At 50.0% G+C, this 22,670-nt stretch carries 18 protein-coding genes; all 18 read left to right on the top strand.

All coding sequences use genetic code 11. From position 1 onward, the window contains the following. Positions 1–15: 15 nt before the first annotated feature. The 18 genes from CF651_RS12615 (at position 16) to pgeF (ending at position 22,642) form a co-directional block, all read left to right on the top strand. Positions 16–2,343 carry a peptidoglycan D,D-transpeptidase FtsI family protein gene (locus tag CF651_RS12615; RefSeq protein WP_094015203.1) on the top strand — a complete coding sequence of 776 codons (2,328 nt, stop codon included), beginning with the start codon at positions 16–18 and terminating at the stop codon, positions 2,341–2,343. A gap of 81 nt (positions 2,344–2,424) precedes the next feature. Continuing rightward, complete coding sequence (locus CF651_RS12610) at positions 2,425–4,365, top strand: stage V sporulation protein D (protein WP_094015202.1); 1,941 nt, start codon at positions 2,425–2,427, stop codon at positions 4,363–4,365. 89 nt (positions 4,366–4,454) lie between these two features. Further along, on the top strand, positions 4,455–5,951 hold the full coding sequence (locus tag CF651_RS12605) for a UDP-N-acetylmuramoyl-L-alanyl-D-glutamate--2,6-diaminopimelate ligase (protein ID WP_094015201.1): 1,497 nt from the start codon (positions 4,455–4,457) through the stop codon (positions 5,949–5,951). Beyond that, positions 5,944–7,350 (top strand): UDP-N-acetylmuramoyl-tripeptide--D-alanyl-D-alanine ligase, encoded by a 1,407-nt coding sequence (locus CF651_RS12600; protein WP_094015200.1) that lies wholly within the window; start codon positions 5,944–5,946, stop codon positions 7,348–7,350. The genes CF651_RS12605 and CF651_RS12600 overlap by 8 nt, the downstream gene beginning before the upstream one ends. Positions 7,351–7,414: 64 nt before the next feature. After that, positions 7,415–8,377: a phospho-N-acetylmuramoyl-pentapeptide-transferase gene (mraY, locus tag CF651_RS12595; RefSeq protein ID WP_094015199.1), complete on the top strand. Its 963-nt coding sequence runs from the start codon at positions 7,415–7,417 to the stop codon at positions 8,375–8,377. Between the two features lie 3 nt (positions 8,378–8,380). Further along, a complete protein-coding gene (gene murD, locus CF651_RS12590; protein ID WP_094015198.1) occupies positions 8,381–9,799 on the top strand; it encodes a UDP-N-acetylmuramoyl-L-alanine--D-glutamate ligase in 1,419 nt (472 codons plus the stop codon). A gap of 53 nt (positions 9,800–9,852) precedes the next feature. Beyond that, on the top strand, positions 9,853–10,950 hold the full coding sequence (gene spoVE / locus CF651_RS12585) for a stage V sporulation protein E (protein ID WP_094015197.1): 1,098 nt from the start codon (positions 9,853–9,855) through the stop codon (positions 10,948–10,950). A gap of 6 nt (positions 10,951–10,956) precedes the next feature. Then, complete coding sequence (locus tag CF651_RS12580; RefSeq protein WP_094015196.1) at positions 10,957–12,021, top strand: undecaprenyldiphospho-muramoylpentapeptide beta-N-acetylglucosaminyltransferase; 1,065 nt, start codon at positions 10,957–10,959, stop codon at positions 12,019–12,021. Positions 12,022–12,346: 325 nt separating this feature from the next. Continuing rightward, the gene (murB, locus tag CF651_RS12575; RefSeq protein WP_094015195.1) at positions 12,347–13,252 is read left to right on the top strand and encodes a UDP-N-acetylmuramate dehydrogenase; all 906 of its coding nucleotides are present in this window, start codon (positions 12,347–12,349) and stop codon (positions 13,250–13,252) included. A 15-nt stretch (positions 13,253–13,267) separates the two neighbouring features. Then, on the top strand, positions 13,268–14,536 hold the full coding sequence (gene murA / locus CF651_RS12570; protein ID WP_094015194.1) for a UDP-N-acetylglucosamine 1-carboxyvinyltransferase: 1,269 nt from the start codon (positions 13,268–13,270) through the stop codon (positions 14,534–14,536). A gap of 143 nt (positions 14,537–14,679) precedes the next feature. Continuing rightward, entirely contained in the window at positions 14,680–15,597 is a 918-nt protein-coding gene (locus tag CF651_RS12565; protein ID WP_245855850.1) for a cell division protein FtsQ/DivIB, read from the top strand. A 193-nt stretch (positions 15,598–15,790) separates the two neighbouring features. Next, the gene (ftsA, locus tag CF651_RS12560; RefSeq protein WP_094015192.1) at positions 15,791–17,050 is read left to right on the top strand and encodes a cell division protein FtsA; all 1,260 of its coding nucleotides are present in this window, start codon (positions 15,791–15,793) and stop codon (positions 17,048–17,050) included. A gap of 48 nt (positions 17,051–17,098) precedes the next feature. Further along, complete coding sequence (gene ftsZ / locus CF651_RS12555; RefSeq protein WP_094015191.1) at positions 17,099–18,229, top strand: cell division protein FtsZ; 1,131 nt, start codon at positions 17,099–17,101, stop codon at positions 18,227–18,229. 219 nt (positions 18,230–18,448) lie between these two features. Beyond that, positions 18,449–19,366 (top strand): sigma-E processing peptidase SpoIIGA, encoded by a 918-nt coding sequence (spoIIGA, locus tag CF651_RS12550; protein ID WP_094015190.1) that lies wholly within the window; start codon positions 18,449–18,451, stop codon positions 19,364–19,366. A gap of 151 nt (positions 19,367–19,517) precedes the next feature. Continuing rightward, positions 19,518–20,240 (top strand): RNA polymerase sporulation sigma factor SigE, encoded by a 723-nt coding sequence (gene sigE / locus CF651_RS12545; protein WP_094015189.1) that lies wholly within the window; start codon positions 19,518–19,520, stop codon positions 20,238–20,240. A gap of 168 nt (positions 20,241–20,408) precedes the next feature. Next, positions 20,409–21,191 carry an RNA polymerase sporulation sigma factor SigG gene (gene sigG / locus CF651_RS12540; protein WP_094015188.1) on the top strand — a complete coding sequence of 261 codons (783 nt, stop codon included), beginning with the start codon at positions 20,409–20,411 and terminating at the stop codon, positions 21,189–21,191. Positions 21,192–21,321: 130 nt separating this feature from the next. Continuing rightward, positions 21,322–21,621, top strand: a complete 300-nt coding sequence (locus CF651_RS12535) for a YlmC/YmxH family sporulation protein (protein WP_094015187.1) — start codon at positions 21,322–21,324, stop codon at positions 21,619–21,621. A 163-nt stretch (positions 21,622–21,784) separates the two neighbouring features. After that, positions 21,785–22,642: a peptidoglycan editing factor PgeF gene (gene pgeF, locus CF651_RS12530; RefSeq protein ID WP_094015186.1), complete on the top strand. Its 858-nt coding sequence runs from the start codon at positions 21,785–21,787 to the stop codon at positions 22,640–22,642. The last annotated feature ends 28 nt before the right edge of the window (positions 22,643–22,670 follow it).

Raw genomic sequence — 22,670 nt, 5'->3', positions numbered from 1 at the left:
GAGAGTGAAAACCATATGAGCAAAAAAATAAAGCTAAGATCTTTGCTAATCGGGGGGGTATTCACCCTCTTTTTTGTTGCCTTGGTAGGCAGATTGTATTGGGTCCAGGTCGTTCAAGGAGCGGAATTACTAGCGAAAGCCCAGGAGAAATGGGAGGCCGAGGAGGTTCTCAGGCCCGTTCGGGGTGCGATCGTGGACCGCAATGATAAAGTGCTGGCAGAGGATGCGCCTGCTTATACGATTGCATTGAGTCCTACCCTGATCAAGAAATATCATCTCGAAAATGCAGTGAGCAAAGGCCTTGCCGCTATATTGAAAACCTCGGATAATTCGACTGCCATAGCGGAGCTTGAAGCAAAGATTCTCTCAAGGCTAACCAAAACTTACACCAAGCCGAACCCGCAGGTTGAAATCCGGAATGAGGGCTGGAAAATCGACGCGGAAGTGGCCGATCAAGTTCGTCTGCTTGTGGAAGATTTGAAGAAGCAGACGGGCACCAAAACCAATGTCGGCATCTATTTGCTCAAGGAGCAGAAGCGTTTTTACCCAGGCGGGGAATTGGCCGCTCACTTGCTGGGCTACTATGATAAGGAAGGCCAGGCCAAGCTGGGGATGGAGTCCAAATTTGATGAGGTGCTGAAGGGAACCCCGGGCTCCTTAACTTATGAAAAGGACCGCAATGGCGTAGAGCTTCCTGATGCCAAAGTAAGCTATGTTCCTGCCGTGGACGGGAATAATGTCAAATTGACGATCGACAAAAATATCCAATTTTATATAGAGAGCGCCTTGGAAAAGGTGTTTAATAAGTATCATCCGAAGAGCTTGACGGCTATTGCGGCAGATCCGAAGACGATGGAAATTTTGGGGATGGCCAGCTATCCGAATTTTAACCCGAACAAGTACTGGGACTTCCAAAACCAGAGTGATTTTCTGAACAATACGATTGCTTCCCAATATGAGCCGGGATCAACCTTCAAGCTGGTTACTCTCGCTGCCACCATAGAAGAGAATCTCTTTAATCCGAATGAGCTGTACCAATCCGGTTCCATCAAGGTTCCGGGTCGCACATTGCATGACCATAATATATCCGGCTGGGGGCAAATTACATATCTGGAAGGCTTAAAAAGATCTAGTAACGTCGCTTTCGTTAAGCTAGGCTACGAGAAGCTGGGGCAGCCCAAATTATTGGAGTACATCAAAAAATTCGGCTTCGGCGCAAAAACGGGCGTTGACCTGCCTGGTGAGGTGCCCGGTATTATCAATATGCGTTACCCTGCAGAATTTGCAACGGCCACCTACGGTCAAGGCTTAACTGCAACGGCTATTCAACAGACGGCGGCTTACGGTGCGGTTGCCAACGGCGGCAAGCTGATGTGGCCTCACGTTGTAAGGGAAATATACAATCCAAAGACGAAGGAAGTCATTCAATCGTTCGAGCCCAAGGTGGTTCGTCAGGTCGTTTCGGAGAAAACGGCAGGGCTCGTCGGCGGGTATTTGGAGCAGGTCGTTAGCGATAAAGCGATCGGTACAGGGAAAAACGCGGCAATCGAGGGCTATACGGTAGCAGGGAAAACCGGTACAGCCAACAAGGTTGAGCCTGGGGGCAAAGGCTATGCGGAAGGCAAGTGGGTTATTTCCTTTATCGGCTATGCTCCTGTAGAGGATCCGAAAATTTTGCTGACGATCATTGCGGACGAACCGGATTTGGGCGGGGACTACCATCGAGGCGGCGAAGTGGCGGCTCCGGCCTTTAAGGAAATTGTGTCACAAACGCTGCGTTACATGGGTGTACCTTCATCTGCTCAGCAAATGAAGTCCTCTGAGAAAGAAACGAAAGCTATCATGCCGGATTTGTCAGGCTTAACGCTGGATACGGCCAGAACGACGATGAATAAGTACGGAGTGGAAGTGGAGAGCGTCGGCAAAGGTTCGAAAATCGTCTCCCAATCTCCGGCCAGTGGTACTGAAATCGGTACGACCCAACGAATTTATGTAGTCATGCAGGAGAACGGGGACATTTCCATCCCGGATATGACAGGCAAATCGTTAAGGGAAGCGATGGAAGTGTGCTCGATTATCAAAGTGAAATGCCAATCGGCGGGCGAAGGCTATGTGGCTTCACAGTCCCTTGCCGGGGACGGGGAATCGAGAGTGCTTACATTGCAGCTGAAGCCTTACAACGAACTGCTGCAGTCAGATACAGACAGTGCTGGTGCGCCCCCTGCTTCGACAGGGAAATCCGACAAATCGACCTCTGCTAAAACGGGGGATGCGGCGAAAACCTCGGATTCGAGCAAAAACGCGGACAGCAACGCGAAAAAAGCATCCCAGCCGCCAAGGTAAGCTTGTTCTATCCCCGGGTTGTCCTGAATATTCTGGATATGAAACGATCTAGACAACTATTCAGGAGGGGATCGAACGGTCATGAGGGCATCGAATGTAACGGTTCGTCGTCGACTATTCACGGCATTGATTATAGGAACGGTCTTGTTTTTCGCATTGATCGTGCGGCTCGCGTACGTTCAAATATGGAAGGGGCCGGAGCTGAGTCAGATGGCGGAGGAATCGTGGAGGCGCGAAATTCCTTTTGCAGCAAAAAGAGGAGAGGTTTGGGACCGCAATGGCGTCCAGTTAGCCTATAACATAAGCTCGCCTACAGTTCTGGCCATTCCGGCCCAAATCAAGGATGCCAGAACAACTGCGGCGAAGCTGGCCTCGGCACTTCAAATGACGGAAGACTCTATTTTCCAAATGATTACACAGAGGAAATCAAGTGTCTATATCAAACCCGCCGGACGTAAAATGACGATGGAAAAGGCTGCCGAGATTCGGGCGCTCGAGCTTCCCGGAATTTTTGTAGCCGAAGACAATAAAAGATACTATCCGTTCGGAGGGCTGGCTGCCCACATTCTTGGATTCACCGGCATTGATAATCAAGGCTTGACGGGCATAGAATTGAAGTACAACAATCTGCTTACCGGCATTGGAGGCAATATTTCATATTTGGCTGCGGCGAACGGGGGCACGATGCCTAACTCCACGGATAAGTATGAAAAGCCTCATGACGGCATGAACCTGCAGCTGACGATCGACAGCCATTTGCAATCGGTGCTGGAGCGTGAACTGGATCAGGCGATGGTGAAGTATCAGGCCAAAAATGCGATTGCGATCATGATGGATCCGAACAACGGTGAAATATTGGCTATGGGTGCGAGGCCGGGCTACGATCCCGGGAACTTCCGTGATTTCCCGAAGGAAACGTATAATCGCAATTTACCGATTTGGATGACATACGAACCCGGGTCCACCTTCAAAATTATTACGCTTGCAGCAGCTTTGGAAGAGAAAAAAGTGAATTTAAATGAAGGCTTCCATGACCCGGGCGCGATTGAGGTAGCAGGGGCGAGACTTCGCTGCTGGAAACGGGGAGGGCATGGCAGTGAAACCTTTTTGCAAGTGGTCGAAAATTCCTGCAACCCCGGATTTGTTGTAATGGGGCAGCGGTTAGGCAAAGAAAAGCTGTTCGATTATATCACCAACTTTGGCTTCGGCAAGAAGACGGGGATAGACTTGGGCGGCGAAGAAAATGGAATCATGTTCAAGCTGAACCGGGTAGGTCCGGTGGAGCTGGCTACAACCTCCTTCGGTCAAGGGGTTTCCGTTACTCCGATTCAACAGGTTACGGCGGTTTCCGCAGCGATTAACGGCGGGAAGCTGTTCAAGCCGCATGTGGCCCGTGCATGGTACAGCCCGGAGACGGGGCAGCTGCAGGAGGCGATCAAGCCGGAGCTGGTCCGCCAGGTTATTTCCGAAGAGACGTCCAAGCAGGTGAGGCAAACGCTGGAAAGTGTCGTTGCGAACGGCACCGGACGCAATGCCTTTATCGAAGGCTATCGTGTCGGAGGTAAGACGGGGACGGCGCAAAAGGTTATTAACGGGCGATACTCGGCAGATGAACATATCGTGTCCTTCATTGGCTTCGCTCCAGCCGACGACCCGAAGGTCGTTGTCTATGCAGCTGTGGATGATCCGCAAGGTCTTCAATTCGGCGGATTGATCGCGGCACCGCTTGTCAAAAGCATTATGGAAGACGCTCTTCACTACATGAACGTCCCGCCTCGCAAGGATCAGCTGGAGCGCAAATATGTATACGGAGATCCGAAGCAAGTGGAGGTTCCTAACCTGGTTGGTATGAGCGTGACGGATATATATGAGGATTTAAATTCCAATTTCCTGCTGGCCAAGTCTGGAGTGGGGACTTATGTAACGAATCAAGTGCCGAAACCGGGAGTTAAAGTGGAGCAAGGATCGACGATCCGGATCTATTTATCGGATAAGGACCCGACGCCGGAAGGGCCGAAATAACATTTTCATCGTTTTTAAAAAAATAGGCTTTTCAGCGGCGCTTTTTTTGTCCATAATAGATACCATGTGTAAAAAACGGAGGGGAACCCATGAAGTTAAAAGAATTGGCTTCCCAGCTTGCGGTCAGCCGTATTTTGGGTGATGATAGCATAGAAATTTCGGGGATCGAAATCGATTCCCGAAAGGTGAAACAAGGAGATTTGTTTGTTTGCGTAACCGGCAAAACCGGGATAGCAGACCGGCATCTGTATGCTGCACAAGCCGTAAGCAACGGCGCCTCCGCTATTGTAGTCGAGCATGATGTGGATGTGGATGCCCCCAAGCTGTTTGTGAAGGATACGTGGGACGCGCTTGCCGTGTTGTCCTGCCATTTGTACGGTTATCCGAGCAGCGACATGAAGCTGATCGGCGTGACGGGGACGAATGGGAAAACGACGACTACGACGCTGATCGAGCATATTTTTGCAAGTCAAGGGCACACAACCGGGCTGATCGGTACGGGGCATACCAAAATAGGCTCTCAAACGTATGCAACGATTGGAACGACCCAGGACGCACATGAGCTTCAAAAAAACTTATCGAAGATGCGTGACATTGGCTCCGATTATTGTATAATGGAAGTTTCCTCCCACGGTTTGGATTTGGGCCGGGTAAAGGGCTGCAGCTTCCGTACGGCAATTTTTACGAATTTAACGCAGGACCATCTGGATTATCATGGGACGATGGAGGCTTACCAAGCGGCCAAGGGACTCTTTTTCTCCAGGCTCGGCAATGACTATTCGGGTAACCCGGATGAACATCGGTACGCGGTGCTGAATGCGGATGAGCCGGCTTCGGCTGATTATGCCAAGCTGACGTCTGCTCAAGTTGTAACGTACGGGATTGACGCCGACGCGGATGTCCGGGCCGAGAGCATTCGGTTCAGCTCCAAAGGAACGAGCTTCCGCTGTGTCACCTTCCGGGGAGAACTAGATTTTCACCTGAAGCTTGTAGGCAAGTTTAATGTGTACAATGCTTTAGCAGCTATTACGGCGGCACTGCTGGAAAATCTTCCATTGGAAGGGATCAAAACGAGTCTTGAGTCGGTCAAATCCGTTGAAGGCCGTATGGAGGTTGTCGACGCAGGGCAGCCGTTTCTTGTGCTGGTTGACTATGCCCATACGCCGGACGGACTCGAGAATGCACTTGCTGCCATTGCTCAGTTCGCGGAAGGGAGCATCTATTGCGTGTTCGGCTGCGGCGGCGACAGGGATCGGACGAAGCGGCCTCTGATGGGAAGAGTAGCGGCGGCCTACAGCGACTATGTTTTGGTCACCTCGGATAACCCGCGTACAGAGGATCCCGCCCGGATTGTGCAGGATATTCTGCCCGGTTTAACCGAAGCCGGCTATGCTCCTGACCGGTTTGAAGCGATTGTAGACCGCAGAGTGGCGATCGGACGCGCGATTGCTAAGGCAGGGCCGCTGGATGTCGTACTCATTGCAGGCAAAGGCCATGAAACCTACCAGGACATCATGGGGGTCAAACATGATTTTGATGACCGTGAGGTTGCTAGAGATGCTATAAGGGGTCGATTCGATGATTAAAAGAACAGTGCTGAGCATTGCGGAGATGGCAGGAGGTACGCTTGCCCCGGGTACGGATCCTTCGCTAATTATTCATGGCGTGTCCAAGGATACCCGCACACTGCCTCCCGGCTGTCTGTACATTCCTCTGATCGGGGAATCCTTCGACGGTCACCAGTTCGTTCAGGATGCAATAGACAAGGGAGCGGCGGCTTCCTTCTGGCAAAAGGATCATGAGCAGCCGCCAGCGGGTGTACCGCTCATTTTCGTTGAGGATACGTTAGCGGCCTTGCAGACGCTGGCCAAATCATACCATCAGCAGCTGGATGTCCGTATTGTAGGCATTACCGGAAGTAATGGCAAGACGACGACGAAGGATATGACGGCTGCCGTCCTTTCCACTACCTATAAGGTGCACAAAACCTTGGGAAATTATAACAATCACATCGGACTTCCGCTCACCTTGCTTCAGCTGGAGGAAGATACGCAGATTGCCATCCTGGAAATGGGGATGAGCAGCAGGGGGGAAATTCGCTTTCTATCGGAGCTGGCCGAGCCAGAAATTGCGCTGATTACGAATATCGGAGAATCTCATTTACTGCAGCTGGGTTCGAGGGAAGAGATCGCTCGAGCCAAGACCGAAATTTTGGCCGGGCTGCAGCAGGACGGAACTCTTGTATATAACGGGGATGAACCGCTAATCGAGCAAGTGCTATCAGAACTTGAGCAGAACGATGCGCCAATGAAAACGAAGAGATACCACCGTGTAAAGTTTGGAGCCGGATCACATAACGATTTGGTTCCGATTCATGTAAGAATGGATGCGGCAGGTACTCATTTTGAGGTGCAGCGCTTTAACGAAGTACCGTTTTATATACCTCTTCTGGGTTCCCATAACGTGGTAAATGCGTTATCCGCCATTGCGGTTGGCGTTCATTTCGGTATCGCCGTCACGACGATTGCCCAAGGTTTGAAGACGTTCGAAATGACCAGTATGCGCATTGAGATGATGAAGGCTCCGTCGGGGTTAACGATCCTGAATGACGCTTATAATGCCAGCCCGACCTCCATGAAGGCAGCGCTCAAGCTGCTGAAGGAGCTCCAGGGCTACAAACGCAAAATCGTTGTGCTTGGCGATATGCTGGAGCTGGGCGATCAAGAGGCCGAGTTCCATCGTCAAATCGGCGCGATGCTTGACCCGCAGCAGATTGACCGAGTGTACGTCTTCGGCAAGCTGGCTCGTCACATCGCAGACGAAGCGGCTCGCCGCTATCCGCAGGGACGTGTGCTGGTGTTCGACGATAAAAGCCGGCTGGCCCAGGCACTCGCCGCTTACGCAGCCTCAGACGATGTGGTTCTTGTCAAAGGCTCGCGGGGCATGAAGCTGGAGCAGGTCGTACAATTGCTTCAGCAGCTGTAGCAAACAAAGCAGACAATGCTTACGAAGTAACTTTCCATAGGAAAGTTTGTAGGAGGACACTACCGTGGATTTTAACGTGGTCATGATTACTTTGGGGGCGGCCTTCTTATTAGCCGTCATCATGGGGCCATTATTTATACCTCTTCTGAGAAGACTGAAATTCGGCCAGCAGGTCCGCACCGACGGGCCGCAAAGCCATTTGAAAAAAACAGGCACGCCAACCATGGGCGGCACGATTATTTTGCTCGCATTGGCACTGGCTGTGCTGCGCTTTGCGGATAAGAGCATGGAGATGGTCATTTTGCTGATCGCTGCTCTTGGCTATGGCCTGGTCGGATTTTTGGATGACTACATCAAGATCATTTTGAAGCGGTCCCTTGGCTTAACCGCCAAGCAAAAGCTGATCGGACAGCTGATCGTCTCAGTGATCGTTTGTGTATTGCTTGCCCAAATCGGCCACAGCACGGATGTGAAAATCCCTTATTTCGATTTCACCATTCCGATGGGTTGGTTTTATTATCCCTTCGTCGTGGTCATGATGCTGGGGACCTCCAACGCAGTTAATTTCACCGATGGCCTCGATGGACTGTTAGCCGGCACAAGTGCCGTAGCGTTCGGAGCCTATGCCATCATTGCGCTGAACAACTCACAGCACGACGTTGCCATCTTCTCCGCAGCCATGGTGGGTGCTGTGTTAGGCTTCCTAGTGTTCAACGCCCATCCGGCCAAAGTGTTCATGGGAGATACCGGATCCCTCGGCATCGGCGGAGGCTTAGCCCTGGTTGCGATATTGACCAAGGCCGAGGTGCTGCTCATTCTGATCGGCGGTGTGTTCGTCGTTGAAGTGCTTTCGGTTATCATTCAGGTGACCTCCTTCAAAACAAGAGGGAAGCGGGTGTTTAAAATGAGCCCGATTCATCATCATTTTGAACTGACGGGCTGGTCCGAATGGCGCGTGGTGATTACGTTTTGGACTGCCGGTATCGTGCTGGCGGCGATCGGACTATTTTTAAATGAGGTGTTGTAGCTTATGAAGCATCCAAGAGAGTACCGCGGAGAGCAGATTGTGATTCTGGGCCTGGCCCGCAGCGGAGTTGCCGTTGCCAAATTGTTTCACGAGCTGGGAGCCATCGTTACGGTAAATGATAAAAAAGAAAGATCCCTATGCCCTGAGGCCGATGAACTTACGGCTCTGGGTATTTCTGTTATTTGCGGCAGTCATCCCTCGGACCTGATTCACCAAGGGGTTCGTCTTGTCGTCAAAAATCCGGGGATTCCTTACTCGATTGAGCCGATTCAACAGGCCCAGCAGCTAGGAATTGACATTGTGACCGAGGTTGAAGTAGCTGCGTATGTGACCGTAGCCCCGATGATAGGAATCACCGGCTCGAACGGTAAAACGACGACGACCACCTGGATCGGTCTTATGCTCGATAAAGCGGGATTAAACCCGATCGTAGCGGGAAATATCGGTAGAGCCTTGACGGAAGCGGCATTAGAAGCAACACCCGAAAATATACTGGTCGTGGAGCTGAGCAGCTTTCAGCTGAAGGGGACCGTTCATTTCCAGCCCCGCATTGCCTGTTTGTTGAATGTGTACGAAACGCATCTGGATTACCATGGTTCCATTGATGATTATGTGGCGTCGAAGGCGAAGCTGTTTGCCAACCAGACCTCTGAGGATACGGCCGTGTTGAATTGGGATGATCCGATTTGCCGCCGGCTGGCCTCTGAGGTGCATGCGTCGGTGCTGCCGTTTTCGTTAAAGGAGGAGCTAGAATATGGAGTATTTGTTCGTCCGGTTTGGATTGACAATACCCCTGTCGAAGATCGCATCGTCGTATACCGTGATAAATCGGGAGCCGTACATAACATCATTGCCGTGGATGAGATAGGGATTCCGGGGAGCTTTAATGTGGAAAATGCGCTGGCCGCTTCCTGCGCGGCGATTACTTCTGGCGTTCCGCTGGAAACCATTGCGGAGGTGCTGCGCGATTTCCGCGGGGTAGAGCATCGCTTAGAGCATGTGGCTACGCGGGACGGCGTGTTGTTTTATAACAACTCCAAAGCGACGAATCCCACGGCTACCATCAAAACAATTGAATCACTTAACAGCAAGGTTATTCTGATTGCAGGCGGCCTGGACCGGGGTTCCGACTATATGGAACTGCTTCCTGTCTTTAAGGAGCGCGTCAAGGGCATTGTAGCTCTCGGTCAGACCAAGGAAAAAATCGTCCATGTTGCCAGGCTGGCAGGCATGAGCCAAGTGAAAACCGTCGATACTGCTAACAATGTACAGGATACGGTCACGGAAGCTGTGCGTGAAGCGGCGGCCATGGCCGAAGCGGGGGATGTTGTCCTGCTATCTCCGGCATGCGCCAGCTGGGACATGTTTTCCTCCTACGAGGAAAGGGGAAGCATGTTTAAGGAGTCCGTGCATAACCTGTAAGAGAGGGGTATACAAGCTGCCCCTCCCATTTTTCAAGGTTAGAGGTGGCACGTATGGTCAAAGCGCGGTCTGCTCCGGATGTAACGATGTTGATGTGTACTTTGGTGCTTCTTACCATCGGTGTAGTGATGGTGTACAGCGCCAGTGCAGTGCTGGCATTTCATGAATTTGGAGATTATTACTACTATTTAAAAAGACAGCTGCTTTTTGCTGTACTTGGCATTGTCGCTATGTTCTTTACGATGAACGTCGATTATTGGGTGTGGAAAAAATATGCCAAAATCGGACTCATCGTCTGTTTCGTCCTGCTGGTAGCCGTACTGATCCCCGGCATTGGCGTAGTGCGCGGAGGCGCCCGAAGCTGGCTCGGGATCGGTTCGTTCGGGATTCAGCCCTCCGAGTTTATGAAAATCGGGATGATCCTGTTTTTATCCAAGATGCTGTCTGAGCAGCAGGGTAAAATTACGCTGTTTACCAAAGGGCTGCTGCCTCCTTTAGGGCTGGTAGGGATCGCCTTCGGCATGATCATGCTGCAGCCGGATTTAGGGACCGGGGCGGTTCTCGTAGGCGCCACATTGCTCATTATTTATACGGCAGGGGCCCGAATGCTGCATTTGTCCTATCTTGGCCTGGTCGGCCTTGCCGGTTTAGTCGGCCTGATTATTGCCGCACCATATCGCTTGCAGCGGATTACGGCGTTTCTGGATCCTTGGCAGGATCCGCTTGGGGCAGGCTATCAAGCGATCCAATCGCTATATGCGATCGGACCGGGAGGACTTGTCGGATTGGGCCTCGGGATGAGCCGGCAAAAGTACAGCTACCTTCCCGAGCCGCAAACCGATTTTATTTTTTCTATTATTTCTGAAGAGCTTGGCTTCATAGGAGGTTCCTTCGTACTTATTTTGTTTATGCTGCTCGTGTGGCGCGGCATGCGTACGGCAATTACGGCTCCCGATACATTTGGAAGCTTGCTTGCTACCGGAATTGTCGGTATGATTGCCGTTCAGGTTATTATTAACATCGGCGTTGTTATCGGCATGTTCCCGGTTACCGGCATCACGCTTCCATTAATTAGTGCGGGCGGATCCTCCCTAACCCTTATGTTGACCTCTATCGGCATTCTATTAAATATTTCCCGTTACGCGAGGTGATTGTTTTTGAAAACCATCGTCTTTACAGGAGGCGGTTCAGCAGGTCATGTTACACCTAACCTCGCTATTATTTCCAAACTCCAAAAGCAAGGCTGGACTATCCAATACATCGGCTCCAGGGATGGAATCGAGCGCGAGATTATTCAGCATGCAGGCATTCCATACCATCCCATTTCATCGGGGAAGCTGAGAAGGTATTTTGATCTTAAGAACATCAAGGACCCTTTCAAAGTCATCAAAGGGGTCGGTGACGCATACAGACTTATGCGGAAGCTTAAGCCGTCCATTGTGTTTTCCAAAGGCGGCTTTGTTTCTGTTCCGGTCATTGTTGCCGCATGGCTGAACCGAATTCCGGTGATCAGTCATGAATCGGATATTTCCCCCGGCTTGGCCAATAAAATATCGATTCCTTTTGTCAGCAAAATTTGCGTGAACTTTCCGGAATCCTTGAAATATATCAAAGGGAATAAGGGCATCTGTACCGGACTTCCGATTCGGGACCAAATTTTGGAGGGCAATGCAGCCCGTGGGTATGATTTGTGTGATTTCCACAAACAAAAGCCGGTTCTTCTTATTATGGGAGGCAGCCTAGGGGCGCAAAAAATTAACCAGGCGGTCCGGGAGTCGCTGGATACGCTGCTGGAACGTTACCAGATCGTACATATATGCGGAAAAGGCCAGAAGGATGCTGCATATGAAGCGCGCCGCGGCTATAAACAGTTCGAGTACGTCAATGACGAGCTGGCCGATATGCTGGCCATGACGGAGCTTGTCATCTCCCGTGCCGGTGCGACGTCGATCTTTGAGTTTTTGGCGCTGGGCAAGCCGATGCTGCTCATTCCGCTTACTAGACAGGCAAGCCGGGGAGACCAGCTGCTGAATGCAGCTTCTTTTGAGAAGCAGGGCTATGCAAGGGTGTTATTTGAAGAAGAATTGTCCAAAGAGACCTTGCTGAACAGTGTTAACCATGTGTATGAGGACCGGGAGAAGATGACGGCGTGCATCCGTACCAATGAACAAACGAATGCGACCGCAGCGATTGTTCGCCTGATTGAAGAGAACAGTAAGTAGATTGTCAATTCGGCAGGTTGTCAATCCAATCATTCATTGCTTGAGGCTCTATCGGTCTTGCCATATTTTGATCAACTTGAACTATCCCTTGATGACAGAGGGGCCGTTTATCGTCGGTGCGTAAGAAACTGTCTAGGCGATTGTCACACTATTTCCGATTTAACATAAACTACACTATAACCGTGACAGACACCCGGAGAGGATGCGGCAAGCAGGAAAACAGAGCTTTAAGGACGTGAAGCCGAATCAGCCTGTTTGTATATCCCGGTTTTCGGCGCCATGCCGAATGCTTGAGCTTTAGGTGTTCTGTGAAGGAGGTTTTCCCATGCAGCAGGTCATTACTCAATTGCAAAGCGGTTCTTTTGGAGAAATGTATTTAGACGAACCGCTTGCGCCTCATACCACTTGGAAAATCGGCGGTCCGGCCGATGTGCTTCTGATTCCCGGCAGCAAAGAACAGCTTGTTGATGCTGTTCAACTGCTCTATCGGTATCAGGTGCCTTGGACTGTGCTTGGCCGGGGTTCCAATATGCTGGTAGCCGATAAAGGAATACGGGGGGTCGTCCTGAAACTTGGTCCCGTGCTGGAGACACTTCGGTTTGAAGGCGACGTGGTTTATGCCGGAGGAGCTTATTCGTTCATTAAGCTGTCCGTGATGGCCGGCAAGGAGGGATTGACCGGACTGGAGTTCGCCGGAGGTATTCCGGGAACGGTGGGAGGCGCCGTCTACATGAACGCCGGTGCTCACGGGTCGGATGTATCACGCATATTGTTGCGAGCTGAAGTGCTGCTCCCGACAGGAGAATTGGTAACGATGCAGCAAGCTGACCTCGAGTACGCCTACCGGCACTCTTTATTGCAACGCCAGCCGGGTATTGTGACAGAGGCCGTATTCCAATTGCAGCCCGGTGATAGAAAAGAAATTGCCGGTGCCATGGCAGCTTATAAAGACCGGCGATTGCGTACCCAGCCGCTTCAATTGGCCTGCGCAGGCAGTGTCTTCCGTAACCCCGAAGGACATCATGCTGCTAGACTGATCGAGGAGGCAGGTCTGAAAGGACTTCGAGTCGGAGGCGCCGAGGTTTCACCGCTGCATGCCAATTTTATTGTCAACACCGGGCAAGCGACAGCTCAGGATGTGCTCACCCTCATTGAACAAGTGCAGCGAGCCGTGAAAGAAGCATATGGCATCTCGCTTGTTCCCGAGGTATTGGTGGTGGGGGAGCGGTAAATCGGAGGTGGAATTTTGGAAAAGTTGGTTATCGAAGGTGGGAGACCTCTATCGGGAGCCATCAAAATTCATGGTGCGAAAAATGCGGCTCTGCCCATACTGGCAGCCGGGATGATGGCGGAAGGGACCATAACGATTCATAATGTCCCTGATTTGTCGGATATTCAAGTCATGACGGGGATTCTCCGCGCATTGGGATGCCGTACGGAGCATCAGGGCGATACCGTGACCGTCAATACGTCTACGGCAACTTCGTCCCATATCCCTGAAAGCTTGATGAGTCAGATGAGGTCCTCTATCTTTTTGATGGGGCCGTTATTGGCCCGTTTCGGGAAAGTGCAAGTCTATCAGCCGGGCGGATGTGCAATCGGTGAGAGAAAAATAGATCTGCACTTGAACGGACTCGCAGCATTGGGGGCGACGATTGAGGAATCCGGCAATACGATAGTTTGTACGGCCAGCAGGTTAAAAGGCGCAGAAATCGTGCTTGATTTTCCTAGTGTGGGGGCTACGGAAAATATTATGATGGCGGCGGCAATGGCCGAAGGCATGACGACGATATCCAATGCTGCCAGAGAACCAGAAATACAAGACTTGCAAAATTTCCTGAACGCAATGGGAGCCAAGATTATTGGAGCCGGAACCGATACTATTACAATTGAAGGCGTATCGGAATTGACCCCATGTACTTATCGCATTATTCCAGATCGTATCGTAGCTGGGACGATGATGATTGCGGCAGCGGTGACCCGGGGGAATGTTACGCTCGAAAACGTATGCGCCGCTCATCTTACTTCCGCTATTCACGTTCTGAAGCGTGCAGGTGTTCAAATTACAATTAACGGTGATATAATTAATGTGAGCTGCCTGACAAGGCCCAGGGCGGTTGAACGAATCGTCACTTCACCGCATCCGTCCTTTCCAACCGACTTGCAGTCACAAATTATGGTTTTGCTTTCATTGGCTGATGGCCTAAGCATCGTGAAAGAAACGGTATTCGAGGGCAGGTTCAAGCACGTGGATGAACTGTCCCGTATGGGCTCGGATATCCGGGTTGATTTAAACTCTGCGTTCATCCGGGGAGTCCCCCGCTTATATGGCGCAACGGTAGAAGCTACCGACCTGCGGGCTGGCGCTGCGCTTGTTATTGCAGGCTTGGCTGCGCAAGGAACGACTGTCATCGAGCAAATTCATCATATTGATCGAGGCTATGATCGGATTGAACAAATGCTGTCCCGCTTAGGGGCTCATATTCACCGCGTCTCTCCTGTTGTTTCGGAATAATCATCCAATCTATTTATTCCCATTCTTATGACCACTGCCGCTGAAATATCCCTTTTCTTTCGTAGAATCGGGATGTTTGGCGGTTTACATAGTTTACGTTACGAAGTAGGCATTTCTACGAAATGCCCTTAGGAGGGACAACCTTGCACCCAGAAGATAGATTGCCTGTCATCCAAAAGCCCAAAACCAAGACCAAAGGACGCAGCAGCAAGAAGCTGTTAACTTTTCTGTTTATTTTTTTCGTTACGCTGCTTTGCGTGCTGTTCTTTCAATCGTCATTAAGCAAAATCACCGTTGTCGAGGTTCACGGCCAGGAGCTGTTGACCCCGGAGGTCGTAGCGCAATCCGCTGCAGTGAAGCCGGGAGATCACTTTTTCTCCGTATCCTCCAAGCAGATTGAAGAGCAGGTAATGGGGCTCAAAATGGTCCAATCCGCAGAGGTAACCAAGCATTTCCCAGGGGTGATCCACATTGAGGTCAAGGAGTATCCGAAGGTGGCATATCAACTGGGAGACGGCAATCAACCGGAGGCGATATTAGCCGACGGCAGTATTGTGCCTGTGTCCTCTCAGGTTAATTTCGTGATGGACAAGCCGATTCTCACCGGCTGGTCCGGTGCGGAAGCGATGAAAACAAAGCTTTGTCAGACGCTGGCCTCCGTACCCGAGTCTTATTTAACGGACATTTCCGAAATTAAACCGGATCCGACGGAGTCTTACCCGGACCGTATCAAGATGTATACAAGGTCTCAGTTCGAAGTGATAACGACCGTAGGCTATTTGCCTGAAAAGCTGAAATACCTGGATACGTATATTGCCAATTTGAAGGAAAACAAGATCAATACAGGTGTCCTTAAGCTGTTAGAAGCCGATACTCATGCCCCGTTCGACAATGACGCAGGGAAGAATGCATCCTCGAAGGATGCGGCTCCCAAGGACGGCAAGACGGACAAGAAAACAACGTCAGGAACAGCGACGCCTCCACCGGATCCGAAGAAGGATCCAGCTAAAGATACGGGCAAAACGCAGAAGCCGTCTGGAAAAGAAACGACGAGAAACTAATGGAATTCTAATATAAATCCTCTACTCAACCGATAGAAATAATGATAGAATTGACATTATGGTAACATTTTGGTCAAGAAAATGAAAAAAGTTTGCAAAAAAAGAGGGAAAATCCTAAGCGTGTTGAATATGTACAGAAGCTTTTCTTTACAATCAGCCTATAACAATTACAGATCACAGGAGGTGCCACGGGTTGAGCAGCAATGACATCATTGTTAGTTTGGACATCGGTACATCCAAAGTTCGTGCTATTATTGGGGAAGTCGTTAACGGCGCCATTAATATAATAGGGGTTGGATCTGCCGACTCGGAAGGTATTCGCAAGGGAGCCATTGTCGATATCGATCAGACAGTTCAATCGATTCGCAACGCGATCGATCACGCAGAGCGTATGGTCGGTATTCAAATAGCAGAGGTTTACGTTGGAATTTCCGGGAATCATATTGCTTTGCAATCTAGCCATGGCGTAGTAGCCGTATCCAATGAAGATCGCGAAATCGGGGATGAAGATATCGAGCGTGTCATACAGGCGGCGAAAGTCATTCCATTAGCCCCCGAGCGTGAAATCATTGGGGTTGTGCCTAACCAGTATTTGGTTGACGGACTGGATGAAATCCATGATCCTCGAAGTATGATTGGTGTACGTCTTGAAGTGGAAGCTACCATTATTACAGGTGCTAAAACAGCAATACATAACTTGCTGAGAGTTGTCGAAAAAGCAGGAGTGAAAGTATCCGGACTTATCCTGATGTCGCTTGCGGCTGGACATCTGAGCTTATCCAAGGATGAGAAGGCAATTGGAACGGTTTTGGTCGATATCGGTGCGGGTCAAACGACGATTGCCGTTTTTGAACAAAATAATCTTGTGGCAACGTCTACATTGCCGATCGGAGGCGAATACATCACGAATGATATTTCCATCGGTCTTCGCACACAGGTGGATATTGCCGACAAAATAAAGCTCAAATTTGGCTGTGCCATTATTGAACACGCTGCCGCAGATCAGGTTTTCAAGGTGAATCGGATCGGCAGCAATGTGGACAAGGAGTTCACGCAAATCGATTTGGCGAATATCGTCGAACCGCGTGTGCAAGAAATTTTTCATTTAGTCCGTTTGGAAGTGCAGCGTTTGGGGTATTCAGAAGTGCCGGGCGGCTATGTATTGACGGGCGGTACGGTATCGATGCCCGGAATGCTGGCTGTAGCACAGGCCGAGCTGGCAACATCTGTCCGTATTGCTGTTCCAGACTTTATCGGCGTTCGCGATCCATCCTATACGAGCGGCGTAGGCATTATTCAATACGCTCACAAATATTTGAGATCATCGAAACAAACGAGCGGAGCGAAGCGAATTGCTTCTACCGCGACGAATGCGAAAAAATCGTCCGTTACCAGCGAAACAAAGCCTTCGGTTATGGAACGTTTTAAAAATTGGTTGAGCGAATTCATTTAAAGGGTACGCCTGGCTTATGAAAGCTTATTGAGGAGGATATAGAAGGCTATGTTTGAATTTGACATGGACATGGATCTGTTAGCCAAGATCAAGGTAATTGGTTGCGGCGGCGGCGGCAGCAATGCGGTAAACCGTATGATCGAGAATGGGGTAAAAGGGGTAGAGTTCATTACCGTGAACACGGATGCTCAAGCCCTGCAAAACTCCAAATCCGAGCAAAAATTGCAAATCGGAGACAAATTGACTCGCGGTCTGGGAGCAGGCGCTAATCCTGAAGTGGGGAAGAAAGCCGCTGAAGAATCGAGAGAGTTGATTTTCAATACACTAAAAGGCGCTGACATGGTGTTCGTTACCGCCGGTATGGGCGGAGGAACAGGTACAGGTGCTGCTCCGGTTATCGCTGAGATTGCAAAAGAATGCGGCGCGCTGACCGTTGGTGTCGTAACGCGGCCGTTTACTTTCGAAGGACGTAAACGTGCTATGCAGGCGGAGCAAGGGATTGCAGCGTTGAAAGAGAAAGTGGATACGCTCATCGTCATTCCGAATGACCGTTTGCTTGAAATTGTCGATAAGAAAACGCCGATGCTGGAAGCGTTCCGCGAAGCGGATAACGTACTACGCCAAGGCGTACAAGGGATTTCCGATCTGATTGCTGTACCCGGTCTGATCAACCTGGACTTTGCGGATGTAAAGACCATTATGACAGAACGCGGTTCGGCCCTGATGGGTATCGGTGAAGCAACAGGGGAGAACAGAGCAGCGGAAGCCGCCAAAAAAGCGATCCAAAGTCCTTTGCTGGAAACTTCGATCGATGGGGCCCGCGGGGTTCTTATGAACATCACTGGCGGGGCAAACCTTTCCTTGTATGAAGTCAATGAAGCGGCGGATATCGTTGCATCTGCTTCCGATTTGGAAGTGAACATGATTTTCGGTGCCGTGATTGACGAATCCTTTAAGGATGAGATCAAGGTTACGGTGATTGCAACCGGTTTTGAACATAAAGCTGCACCTGCTCAGCCGGTGCGTAAGCCGAATGCTAACCCAGCTGCTCCTCAGGAGCCTGTAGCCGACAACCGTGGCGCAAGCAATCTTCGCCCTTTCGGAGGTCAAACATCCGGTGATCAGCTGGATATTCCTACATTCCTTCGCAACAGAGGCAGAAACAGCCTGGATAAGTAAGTAATAACTATTGCAATCGTACACATCTCCCTTGAGCGTAGAGCTCAAGGGTTTTTTTGTGCTGCGGGAAGTGCCGCCCCCAACATATGACAAAAAAAGTTACGGCTAATCGGCAAGTTTAGACAGACTTTGGAATAGGCTTACTATATACTTGTCTCATTCGCAAAAAAGTGAAGCAAGCGTACAAGAATGAGGGCTGCTACCGGGAGGGTAAGGAAAATGATTGTATATATCGATATCATTTTCCTGGTGAATGTTTTGATTGACGGGGCTCTTCTCTGGGTGACGGCAAGATCACGCCGGTTAACCTTCCGCTGGTGGAGGCTTATCAGTTCTGCTTGCCTTGGTGGCGCGTATGTCGTACTGATGTTCTTTCCTCCCGTCTCATTTTTGTTCACATTCGGAATTAAGTTTGCCTTATCGCTCCTGATGCTGCTTACTGCGTTTGGGTTTGGAGGTATTCAGCATTTTATGCGGAATGTGAGTGCTTTCTATGTGGTGAACTTTGCGGCGGCCGGTACCATTCTGGGTGTACATTATTTATGGATGTCTTCGGGAGAAGTACTGAACGGCATTTGGTTTGCGCAGTCGGGAGGAGCTTCCCATGAAGTGCACATCGGGCTTGTTTTTTTGATCGTCGTACTGATGTTCGCCATTTGGCTGTACCGGCACGTCCATCAAGCGGCCAAACGCAAGGAGGAGATGGCTTCTTTTTTTGCTAAGGTGGAGGTGTATATCGATGAGTATGCGTCCAGCTGTACAGGATTGATCGATACGGGAAACCAGCTGTACGATCCGTTGACCAAAACTCCGGTTATGGTCATGGAGCTTGGCCAATGGGGCGGGAAAATTCCCGAATCGTGGAAGCAGCGCATAGAACGGTCTGAGGTGGATCAAATCGTCAGTGCGATTGGAACAGAAGAGTTCGAATGGCAGGATCGGCTTCGGTTGGTTCCTTACCGGGGGGTCAATCGAAATACACAATTTATGCTAGCGATCAAGCCGGATCGGGTCATTATTACTTATCATGACAAGCAATTTGAATCATTGAAGGTTCTTATCGGACTCGATGGGGGAAAGCTCAGCTCAGATAATGCTTACCAAGCTATTATTCATCCGAATTTGATGCAAGCTTAGAGGTTCATAGAATAAATTATTGGAGCGGGCTGATTCGTTCTGGAGAAGCATCGGCGTTCACCTAAACGTTTTTGCAACAAGCCTGTATTCACCGGATTTCTAGGCTTACGAAGAAAGTTTTGCTTCGCAAAACTCTAAGGAGGAACAGACGATGCTCGTGAAGTGGAAGCTGAAACTGCAAATCTATTATTTCCGTCTCATGCTGAAGTTGGGTCTCAAAGGCGAGGAGATATACTACATTGGCGGAAGTGAAGCGTTGCCGCCTCCACTCACTCGGGAAGAGGAAGAATACTTACTGGAGAGGCTCTCCTCCGGAGATGCAGCCATTCGAGCGATGCTGATCGAGCGCAATCTGCGTTTGGTGGTGTATATTGCACGTAAATTTGAAAATACAGGGATCAACATCGAGGATCTGGTATCCATCGGCGCGATCGGACTCATTAAGGCTGTAAATACGTTTGACCCGGAGAAAAAAATCAAGCTGGCCACGTATGCGTCCAGATGTATCGAGAACGAAATATTGATGTATTTGCGGCGTAACAGCAAGATTCGGACCGAAGTTTCATTCGATGAGCCGCTTAACATTGACTGGGATGGCAATGAGCTTCTATTATCGGATGTTCTCGGAACCGAGAATGATACGATTTATCGTAATATTGAGGAGCAAGTGGACCGGAAGCTGCTTCACAAGGCGCTGGATAAGCTCTCGGAAAGGGAGCGCACCATTATGGAGCTCCGGTTCGGTCTCCAGGATGGCGAAGAGAAAACGCAAAAAGATGTTGCTGACCTGCTCGGTATTTCCCAATCGTACATATCGCGGCTGGAAAAGCGCATAATTAAAAGGCTGCGCAAAGAGTTTAATAAAATGGTGTAAACTGGAAATTATTTTTTTGATAAAAATGAAAGCGAATCCGGGCTTGTTCTGCTTGGTTTTCTTGTTTTACAGACAAGCCATGGTGGAAATGAAGCAGGGATGGGGCGCATAAAAAAGCGGACCGAGGAGATAATTAACAGTAATGTTTCTCCTTGGGAGGTAATCACGGTGACCCGAAACAAAGTCGAGATTTGCGGTGTGGACACTGCAAAGCTACCTGTTCTGACCAACGCGGAAATGCGTGAATTATTCGTTCAATTACAAACGAACAATGAACGAACTGCAAGAGAGAAATTGGTTAACGGCAATCTAAGGCTGGTCCTTAGCGTTATTCAGCGGTTTAATAACCGCGGTGAATACGTGGATGATTTGTTTCAGGTCGGATGTATTGGACTGATGAAGGCTATTGATAATTTTGATCTAAGCCAAAATGTTAAATTTTCCACGTATGCCGTACCGATGATCATCGGAGAAATTCGCCGTTATTTGCGTGATAACAATCCGATCCGGGTCTCACGTTCGTTAAGAGATATTGCATACAAGGCCTTGCAGGTACGCGACAGCTTAACGAATCAAAATTCACGTGAGCCGTCCATTTATGAAATTTCTGAAGCACTGAACGTGCCGAAGGAGGATGTCGTCTTTGCATTGGATGCGATTCAGGATCCGGTTTCGTTATTCGAGCCGATTTATCATGACGGGGGAGACCCGATCTATGTGATGGATCAAATCAGCGATGATCGCAACAAGGATGTATCCTGGATCGAGGGCATTGCACTGCGGGAAGCGATGCGTAAGCTGAATGACCGGGAGAAAATGATCTTGTCCATGCGGTTCTTTGACGGCAAGACCCAGATGGAAGTAGCCGATGAAATTGGCATTTCCCAAGCACAGGTGTCGCGATTGGAGAAGTCCGCAATATCCCAAATGCAAAAGCACGTCAAAAACTAATTCAATCAGACCGACTCGCGTTAGCGGGAAGGTCTTTTTTTCACGATGGAGGACATTTTGCCCAAGTCCCACATATAGTAATTAGTAGGGCAAAGTACAAGAATCCATGAGAATACGTGGTGGTTGCAGCGTGAAAATTTCAGACTTTCAAACCAAGGACGTAATCAATATAGTGGACGGGAAAAAACTGGGGCAAATCAGCGATCTTGAGCTGGATCTCCGCCAAGGCAGGATCGAGTCGATCGTGGTGCCGAATACGAGCCGTTTCTTCGGCTTGTTTGGCGGGGGGACGGACGTCGTCATCCCTTGGAAAAATATTGTAAAAATCGGCACGGATGTCGTGCTTGTCAAGCTGGAGGACGTACGGACGTTCAAGCAGCAGGAGGAAGTGGAAGGCAGCTATGAGTTTAACCGCCAGTACCGCGGCTAGGAGCTGAGGTAAGCTAAACATGGGAGTAGTCAGAGCAGCACACAATCCGATGCATCCGGGCTTGTATGGGGTTCGCGGTCATTGATGGTGTGCTGTTTTGTATGGGTTGGTGTATACTGATATAAAGAAGAGAGCCGAACCAGAAGCGAGAGGAGCGCCGGATATGGAACCATTTGTATTGCAAAAAGTGGAAAACGGGTGCGAGCTGTTTTTTCTTAAAGGCTGGATGAAAAGCCATACGGGGCTGACTGCCGGATGCACTTCCCGCATGGGTGGCGTCAGTGAGAAGGAGTTCGCCAGCCTGAACTGCGGTCTGCATGTATCGGATCGTCCAGAGCATGTCGTGGCAAACCGCACGAAGCTTGCCGAGGCGCTGCGTATACAGCTGGAGGATTGCACCTATGCTGAGCAGGTTCACGGCAATGAGGTTCAAGTGGTTACCCGCGCGTTTGCAGGTGCCGGAACCCGAACGAGAGAGAATGAAATTACATCCAAGGATGCGTTTATAACGAATGAACCGGGAGTTTTCTTGCATGCCCTGTTCGCGGACTGTGTACCGCTGCTGTTCTATGATCCAGTGAATCGGGCTGTCGGTTTAGCCCATGCAGGCTGGAAAGGAACCGTTCTGCAAATTGCGAGTGCAACAGTAGAAGCTATGGGTAAGGCATATGGTACGAAGCCGGATGATTTGTCGGCTGCCATCGGTCCGTCCATTCATTCCTGCTGCTATGAGGTGGATGATTATGTATTGTCCCGTGTGAAGCAGGTAATGGATGAGTTAGTGATCGTTAACGCTGCCGATGGGGGCTTTCCGCCGATTTACGAAGAGGCCGGGAACGGGAAATATAACTTGAGCTTGCAACAAATGAATCGACAAATTATGATAAAAGCAGGAATTTTGCCATCTCATATCGAAATGAGTAGTTTATGCACCAGCTGTCGCACGGATTTACTGTTCTCCCATCGCAAAGAAAACGGGAAAACGGGCCGGATGGCGGCATGGATAGGCTTGCACGATTAACATGTGTCAAGGAAGGTTATGTAAGAAT

This window comes from Paenibacillus rigui, from assembly GCF_002234615.1.
In the GTDB taxonomy this organism is placed as follows: domain Bacteria; phylum Bacillota; class Bacilli; order Paenibacillales; family NBRC-103111; genus Paenibacillus_S; species Paenibacillus_S rigui.
The sequence above is the reverse complement of the archived record's forward strand: the minus strand, read 5'-3'. Positions and strand labels throughout refer to the sequence as shown.